At 55.3% G+C, this 3,220-nt stretch carries 1 rRNA gene; it reads left to right on the top strand.

Annotation, left to right across the window (positions count from 1 at the left end):
- Nucleotides 1-55: 55 nt before the first annotated feature.
- Nucleotides 56-3,178 (top strand): 23S ribosomal RNA (locus tag ACWEVN_RS46500).
- The last annotated feature ends 42 nt before the right edge of the window (nucleotides 3,179-3,220 follow it).

A 3,220-nucleotide genomic window follows, 5' to 3' on the forward strand; every position in this document is an offset into this window, starting at 1 on the left:
TGTTTGTTTCTGGTGTGGTGTTTGAGAACTGTAGAGTGGATGCGAGCATCTTTGTGGTCAAGTTGTTAAGGGCACATGGTGGATGTCTTGGCTTCAGGAGCCGATGAAGGACGTGGGAGGCTGCGATATGCCTCGGGGAGCTGTCAACCGAGCTGTGATCCGAGGATTTCCGAATGGGGAAACCCAGCACCAGTGATGTGGTGTTACCCGCACCTGAATATATAGGGTGTGTGGAGGGAACGCGGGGAAGTGAAACATCTCAGTACCCGCAGGAAGAGAAAACAACCGTGATTCCGTGAGTAGTGGCGAGCGAAAGCGGATGAGGCTAAACCGTTTGTATGTCAAGCTGTCAGGCGTTGTGCAGGCGGTGTTGTGGGACCCAGCGTCGAGGATCTGACAGTCCTCGGAATGATCGCATGTGTTAGTGGAACGCCTTGGGATGGGCGGCCGGAGTGGGTGAGAGCCCCGTACGCGAAAACGCATTGTTGGTTGTTTGTTTGGTGTTCCCGAGTAGCAGCGAGCTCGTGGAATTTGCTGTGAATCTGCCGGGACCACCCGGTAAGCCTAAATACTTCCTGAAGACCGATAGCGGACGAGTACCGTGAGGGAAAGATGAAAAGTACCCCGGGAGGGGAGTGAAAGAGTACCTGAAACCGTGTGCCTACAAGCCGTCAGAGCCTACTTGTTGGGTGATGGCGTGCCTTTTGAAGAATGAGCCTGCGAGTTAGTGCTGCGTGGCGAGGTTAACCCGTGTGGGGTAGCCGTAGCGAAAGCGAGTCTGAATAGGGCGAATGTAGTCGCGTGGTCTAGACCCGAAGCGGAGTGATCTACCCATGGCCAGGGTGAAGCGACGGTAAGACGTCGTGGAGGCCCGAACCCACTTAGGTTGAAAACTGAGGGGATGAGCTGTGGGTAGGGGTGAAAGGCCAATCAAACTCCGTGATAGCTGGTTCTCCCCGAAATGCATTTAGGTGCAGCGTCACGTGTTTCTTGCCGGGGGTAGAGCTACTGGATGGTCTAGGGGCCTTACCGGGTTACCGAAATCAACCAAACTCCGAATACCGGTTAGTGAGAGCGTGGCAGTGAGACGGCGGGGGATAAGCTTCGTCGTCGAGAGGGAAACAGCCCAGAACACCAGCTAAGGCCCCTAAGTGTGTGCTCAGTGGGAAAGGATGTGGGATTGCCCAGACAACCAGGAGGTTGGCTTAGAAGCAGCCACCCTTGAAAGAGTGCGTAATAGCTCACTGGTCAAGTGGTCCTGCGCCGACAATGTAGCGGGGCTTAAGCACACCGCCGAAGCTGTGTCATTGACACAATAGATCCACTTGTCTCCTTGTGAGACTTGTGTAGTCGTGTTGATGGGTAGGGGAGCGTCCTGCATCCAGGGAAGCCGTGGCGGAAGCTAGCGGTGGAGGGTGTGGGAGTGAGAATGCAGGCATGAGTAGCGAATGCAGAGTGAGAAACTCTGCCGCCGGATGACCAAGGGTTCCTGGGCCAGGCTAATCCGCCCAGGGTAAGTCGGGACCTAAGGCGAGGCCGACAGGCGTAGTCGATGGACAACGGGTTGATATTCCCGTACCCGAGCATGTGCGCCCATGACGAGGCGTTTGATACTAACCACCCAAAACCTGCAGCGGAGCCTTCGGGCAAAACTGCAGGCGGAGCGTGGGACCTGATTTCGTAGTAGTCAAGCGATGGGGTGACGCAGGAAGGTAGCTCCGCCAGGCGATGGTTGTCCTGGTATAAGCGTGTAGGGAAGTTGGTAGGCAAATCCGCCAGCTATATATCCTGAGACGTGATGTGTAGCCGTTTGAGGCGAAGTAGAGTGATCCTATGCTGCCGAGAAAAGCCTCTAGTGAGTGCATGCACGGCCCGTACCCCAAACCAACACAGGTGGTCAGGTAGAGAATACCAAGGCGATCGGGTGAACTGTGGTTAAGGAACTCGGCAAAATGCCCCCGTAACTTCGGGAGAAGGGGGGCCAAACATCCTGAAGCCCTTCGCGGGCTAGGGGTGGGTGGCCGCAGAGACCAGCGGAAAGCGACTGTTTACTAAAAACACAGGTCCATGCGAAGTCGCAAGACGATGTATATGGACTGACGCCTGCCCGGTGCTGGAACGTTAAGAGGACCGGTTAACTCCTTCGGGGGTGAAGCTGAGAATTTAAGCGCCAGTAAACGGCGGTGGTAACTATAACCATCCTAAGGTAGCGAAATTCCTTGTCGGGTAAGTTCCGACCTGCACGAATGGCGTAACGACTTTCCGGCTGTCTCAACCACAGGCCCGGCGAAATTGCACTACGAGTAAAGATGCTCGTTACGCGCGGCAGGACGGAAAGACCCCGGGACCTTTACTATAGTTTGGTATTGGTTTTCGGTTCGGCTTGTGTAGGATAGGTGGGAGACTGTGAAGCTGCAACGCTAGTTGTGGTGGAGTCGTTGTTGAAATACCACTCTGGTCGAATTGGGAATCTGAACCTCGGGCCATGATCTGGTTCAGGGACAGTGCCTGATGGGTAGTTTAACTGGGGCGGTTGCCTCCTAAAGAGTAACGGAGGCGCCCAAAGGTTCCCTCAGCCTGGTTGGCAATCAGGTGTTGAGTGCAAGTGCACAAGGGAGCTTGACTGTGAGACAGACATGTCGAGCAGGGACGAAAGTCGGGACTAGTGATCCGGCACCTCCTGGTGGAAGGGGTGTCGCTCAACGGATAAAAGGTACCCCGGGGATAACAGGCTGATCTTGCCCAAGAGTCCATATCGACGGCATGGTTTGGCACCTCGATGTCGGCTCGTCGCATCCTGGGGCCGGAGTAGGTCCCAAGGGTTGGGCTGTTCGCCCATTAAAGCGGCACGCGAGCTGGGTTTAGAACGTCGTGAGACAGTTCGGTCCCTATCCGCCGCGCGCGTAGGATACTTGAGGAAGGCTGTCCCTAGTACGAGAGGACCGGGACGGACGAACCTCTGGTGTGCCAGTTGTTCTGCCAAGGGCATGGCTGGTTGGCCACGTTCGGAAGGGATAACCGCTGAAGGCATCTAAGCGGGAAGCCTGTTCCAAGATGAGGTATCCCACCCTTTGTGGGTTAAGGCCCCCAACAGACCATTGGGTTGATAGGCCAGAAATGGAAGCACAGTAATGTGTTGTCGAGTTGACTGGTACTAATAGGCCGAGGACTTGCCTACAAAGATGTTACGCATCCACTCTACAGCTCTGAAACAACACAC

The sequence above is a fragment of the Amycolatopsis sp. NPDC003861 genome (assembly GCF_053605405.1).